This window comes from uncultured Streptococcus sp., from assembly GCF_915066115.1.
In the GTDB taxonomy this organism is placed as follows: Bacteria; Bacillota; Bacilli; order Lactobacillales; family Streptococcaceae; genus Streptococcus.
Genome location: NZ_CAJZDT010000126.1, coordinates 1 through 5,460 on the forward strand (window position 1 = coordinate 1; position 5,460 = coordinate 5,460).

Genomic DNA, 5,460 nt, shown 5'->3' on the forward strand with positions numbered 1-5,460 from the left:
TTCATTTGAAAAAAATCGCCAAAAAGTATTTAATAATTTAGGTAATCTATTTGAATTTGTGAAAGAGTTAGGAAGCTTGTTCGGTGATACGATATATAGTTGGCAGGAATCGGAAGATTGGACAGAACAAGAAAAATTCTATATGGAACAAGAGCTTCTAGGGGTAGGAGTTAGCAAACACCCCCTACAAGCTATTGCAAGTAAAGCTATTTACCCGATTACAGCAATTGGGAATTTGTCAGAAAATAGCTATGCTATTATCTTGGTTGAAGTTCAGAAGATAAAAGTAATTCGTACCAAAAAGGGTGAAAATATGGCCTTTTTACAGGTGGATGATAGTAAGAAAAAATTAGATGTTACCCTCTTTTCAGATTTATATAAACAGGTTGGACAAGAAGTAAGAGAGGGAGCTTTCTACTATATTAAAGGGAAAGTCCAGTCACGTGACGGTCGTCTGCAAATGATTGCACAAGAAATAAGAGAAGCAGTGGCTGAGCGCTTTTGGATTCAGGTGAAAAATCATGAATCGGATCAAGAAATATCACGTATTTTAGATCAATATAAAGGCCCAATCCCAGTCATTATCAGGTATGAAGAGGAACAGAGAACGATTGTTTCTCCCAATCATTTTGTAGCTAAATCTGATGAATTAGAAGCGAAATTAGGTGGAATCGTTATGAAAACGATTTATCGCTAAAATTACGGAAAATAGAAGAATTTTCCAATTAAATGTGGTATAATCAGTAAGAATGTTAAAAGAAAAAGGAGCATAACCAATATGAAACGTATTGCTGTTTTGACTAGTGGTGGAGACGCCCCTGGTATGAACGCTGCCATCCGTGCAGTTGTTCGTCAAGCAATTTCAGAAGGAATGGAAGTATTTGGTATCTATGATGGATATGCTGGTATGGTTGCTGGTGAAATTCATCCCCTAGATGCAGCTTCAGTAGGAGACATCATTTCTCGTGGTGGTACTTTCCTTCACTCAGCTCGCTACCCAGAGTTCGCTCAACTTGAAGGGCAACTTAAAGGGATTGAGCAATTGAAAAAACACGGGATTGAAGGTGTAGTTGTTATCGGTGGTGACGGATCTTACCACGGTGCTATGCGTTTGACTGAACATGGCTTCCCAGCTATCGGTCTTCCAGGTACAATCGATAACGATATCGTTGGTACTGACTTTACAATCGGTTTTGACACAGCGGTTACGACTGCTATGGACGCTATCGATAAGATTCGTGATACATCATCAAGTCACCGTCGTACTTTTGTTATCGAAGTTATGGGACGTAACGCAGGTGATATCGCTCTTTGGGCTGGTATTGCAACTGGTGCTGATGAAATCATCATTCCTGAAGAAGGATTCAAGATGGAAGATATCGTAGCAAGTATCAAAGCTGGTTATGAGTGTGGTAAAAAACACAACATCATCGTCTTGGCAGAAGGTGTGATGTCAGCAGCTGAATTTGGTCAAAAACTAAAAGAAGCTGGAGATACAAGCGACCTTCGTGTAACAGAACTTGGTCATATTCAACGTGGTGGTTCTCCAACTGCGCGTGACCGTGTTTTGGCATCACGTATGGGTGCTCATGCTGTTAAACTTCTTAAAGAAGGTATCGGTGGTGTTGCGGTTGGTATCCGTAACGAGAAAATGGTTGAAAACCCAATTCTTGGAACTGCAGAAGAAGGAGCATTGTTTAGCTTAACTGCAGATGGTAAGATTGTGGTTAACAACCCACATAAGGCTGACCTTGAGCTATCTAGCTTGAATAAGAGCTTGTCATAATTTATAATTTAGTTAATAAGACCAAAAAGGTTATATATAAAGGAGTCACAAAAATCATGAACAAACGTGTAAAAATCGTTGCAACTTTGGGACCTGCGGTAGAAATCCGTGGTGGTAAAAAATTCGGTGATGACGGTTACTGGGGTGAAAAACTTGATGTTGAAGCTTCAGCTAAAAACATTGCTAAATTGATTGAAGCTGGTGCTAACACATTCCGTTTCAACTTCTCACACGGTGATCACCAAGAACAAGGTGACCGTATGGCAACTGTTAAACTTGCTGAAAAACTTGCAGGTAAAAAAGTTGGTTTCCTTCTTGATACAAAAGGACCAGAAATCCGAACTGAATTGTTTGAAGGAGATGCAAAAGAGTACTCTTACACAACTGGTGAAAAAATCCGTGTTGCTACTAAACAAGGAATCAAATCAACTCGTGATGTGATCGCATTGAACGTTGCTGGTGCTCTTGATATCTATGATGATGTTGAAGTTGGTCGTCAAGTTTTGGTTGACGATGGTAAACTTGGTCTTCGTGTGGTTGCTAAAGACGATGCAACTCGTGAATTTGAAGTTGAAGTTGAAAACGATGGCGTAATTGCTAAACAAAAAGGTGTTAACATCCCTAACACTAAAATTCCTTTCCCAGCTCTTGCTGAACGCGATAACGATGACATCCGCTTCGGTCTTGAACAAGGTATCAACTTCATCGCTATTTCATTCGTACGTACTGCAAAAGACGTTAACGAAGTTCGTGCAATCTGTGAAGAAACTGGTAACGGTCACGTTCAATTGTTCGCTAAAATCGAAAACCAACAAGGTATCGATAACTTGGATGAAATCATTGAAGCTGCTGATGGTATCATGATCGCTCGTGGTGACATGGGTATCGAAGTACCATTCGAAATGGTTCCAGTTTACCAAAAAATGATCATCAAGAAAGTCAATGCTGCAGGTAAAGTTGTTATCACTGCAACGAACATGCTTGAAACAATGACTGAAAAACCACGTGCAACTCGTTCAGAAGTGTCAGACGTATTCAACGCTGTTATCGACGGTACTGATGCTACAATGCTTTCAGGTGAGTCTGCAAACGGTAAATACCCACTTGAGTCAGTAACTACAATGGCTACAATTGATAAGAATGCTCAAACTCTTCTTAACGAATACGGACGTTTGAACTCAGATTCATTCGAACGTAACTCTAAGACAGAAGTAATGGCTTCAGCTGTTAAAGATGCTACTAACTCAATGGATATCAAATTGGTTGTAACTCTTACTAAGACAGGTCATACTGCACGTTTGATTTCTAAATACCGTCCAAATGCTGACATCTTGGCATTGACATTCGACGAATTGACAGAACGTGGATTGATGTTGAACTGGGGTGTTATCCCAATGTTGACAGATGCTCCATCATCAACTGACGATATGTTCGAAATCGCTGAACGTAAAGCAGTTGAAGCAGGACTTGTACAATCAGGTGACGATATCGTTATCGTAGCTGGTGTACCAGTTGGAGAAGCTGTTCGTACAAACACAATGCGTATCCGTACAGTACGTTAATCTAATATTAAAAAGCCTATCATATCAAGCTTTATAGCTTGTATGATAGGTCTTTTTCTGTATCAGGGGGCAAAAAAGGGGCAAAACTTTGTAAGAAACTCAGTTACCAATAAAATCCGATTCAGCTAATATAATCGAAAATGATGGAAAAAAGGGTGAATTTATGATATACTTTAGAGTAGGACCTTTTTAGAAATTTTGAAAGAGTATTAAAAATTTAAAATGAGAAAAATTGTTATCAATGGTGGCTTGCCCCTGCAAGGTGAGATTACCATTAGTGGTGCAAAAAATAGTGTTGTAGCTTTAATTCCAGCTATTATTTTGGCAGATGATGTTGTGACTTTAGATTGTGTACCTGATATTTCTGATGTTGCTAGTCTTGTCGAAATCATGGAATTGATGGGAGCTACTGTTAAGCGTTATGACGATGTATTGGAGATTGACCCAAGAGGTGTTCAAAATATTCCAATGCCTTATGGGAAAATTAACAGTCTTCGTGCATCTTATTATTTTTATGGAAGTCTTTTAGGTCGCTTTGGTGAAGCTACAGTTGGCCTACCTGGAGGATGTGATCTTGGCCCTCGTCCGATTGATCTACATCTTAAGGCTTTTGCAGCTATGGGTGCCACTGTTAGCTACGAGGGAGATAACATGAAGTTATCTGCTAAAGATTCAGGACTCCATGGTGCAAGTATTTACATGGACACAGTTAGTGTAGGTGCGACGATTAATACAATGATTGCTGCGGTTAAAGCAAGTGGCCGTACTATTATTGAAAATGCAGCTCGTGAGCCTGAGATTATTGATGTAGCTACTCTCTTGAATAATATGGGAGCTCATATCCGTGGTGCAGGAACCAATATTATCATTATTGATGGTGTTGAAAGATTACACGGAACGCGTCATCAGGTGATTCCAGATCGTATTGAAGCTGGAACGTATATTTCTTTAGCTGCTGCAGTTGGTAAGGGAATTCGTATTAATAATGTACTATACGAGCACTTAGAAGGTTTCATTGCGAAGTTGGAAGAAATGGGAGTTCGAATGACTGTATCTGAAGACAGCATTTTTGTCGAGGAACAGTCTAATTTGAAAGCAATCAATATTAAGACAGCTCCTTATCCTGGTTTTGCTACTGACTTGCAACAACCAATTACTCCTCTCTTGTTAACAGCGGAAGGGCGTGGTACTATTATTGATACCATTTATGAAAAACGTGTAAACCATGTTTTTGAACTAGCAAAGATGGACGCGGATATTACGACTACAAACGACCATATTTTATATACCGGTGGACGTAGTTTACGTGGAGCAAATGTAAAAGCTACTGACCTTAGGGCTGGGGCCGCACTTGTCATTGCTGGTTTGATGGCTGAAGGTAAAACTGAAATTACAAATATTGAGTTCATCTTACGTGGTTACTCAGATATTATTGAAAAATTACGTAATCTAGGAGCGGATATTACACTTGTTGAAGAATAAACCGTAGAGGTGTTTATGAATATTTGGACCAAATTAGCAATGTTTTCTTTTTTTGAAACGGATCGCTTGTATTTGCGTCCTTTCTTTTTTAGTGATAGCCAGGACTTCCACGAGATAGCTTCAAATCCAGAAAATCTTCAATTTATTTTCCCAACTCAGGCAACTCTGGAAGAGAGTCAATATGCACTGGCCAATTATTTTATGAAGTCTCCTTTAGGTGTATGGGCTATTTGTGACAAGAAAACTGAAAAAATGATTGGTTCAATTAAGTTTGAAAAGCTAGATGAAATAAAAAAAGAAGCAGAACTTGGTTCTGACTTAATGAGAACACTTGAAAAACATATTTTATTTGATGTTGTTGATAATAGATGGAGAGGGCATTTAAAATCTCTTGATGCTCTAAGAGAAAGTATTTATTTAAGAGCTTATGGTCAAAGAGATCCAGTGACTGAATATAAATTGATTTCAAGCCAAATATTTGAAGAAATGATTAGTAATATTAAAGAACAAACTACATCTTTCTTATTTAAAGTTGCTGTAAAAACTGAGGAAGAAAGACAAAGTGTAGAAGACTTTGAAGAAGAAGATGTAAAAAAAGTTGGAAACTCTGAAGAATTGTGTTCTTGTGGG

General features: G+C 38.6%; 5 protein-coding genes. All 5 read left to right on the forward strand.

What is annotated here, in order from left to right; genetic code table 11:
* Positions 1-697, forward strand: a 697-nt coding sequence (locus QZ565_RS08010) for an OB-fold nucleic acid binding domain-containing protein (protein WP_295527966.1), incomplete at its 5' end; no start/stop codon positions are given.
* An 81-nt stretch (positions 698-778) separates the two neighbouring features.
* The gene (gene pfkA / locus QZ565_RS08015; RefSeq protein WP_020900675.1) at positions 779-1,786 is read left to right on the forward strand and encodes a 6-phosphofructokinase; all 1,008 of its coding nucleotides are present in this window, start codon (positions 779-781) and stop codon (positions 1,784-1,786) included.
* A gap of 56 nt (positions 1,787-1,842) precedes the next feature.
* Positions 1,843-3,348 (forward strand): pyruvate kinase, encoded by a 1,506-nt coding sequence (gene pyk, locus QZ565_RS08020; RefSeq protein ID WP_261033854.1) that lies wholly within the window; start codon positions 1,843-1,845, stop codon positions 3,346-3,348.
* A gap of 222 nt (positions 3,349-3,570) precedes the next feature.
* Entirely contained in the window at positions 3,571-4,830 is a 1,260-nt protein-coding gene (locus QZ565_RS08025; protein WP_295527975.1) for a UDP-N-acetylglucosamine 1-carboxyvinyltransferase, read from the forward strand.
* Between the two features lie 15 nt (positions 4,831-4,845).
* The coding region (locus QZ565_RS08030; protein ID WP_295527979.1) for a GNAT family N-acetyltransferase at positions 4,846-5,460 on the forward strand (615 nt) is incomplete at its 3' end.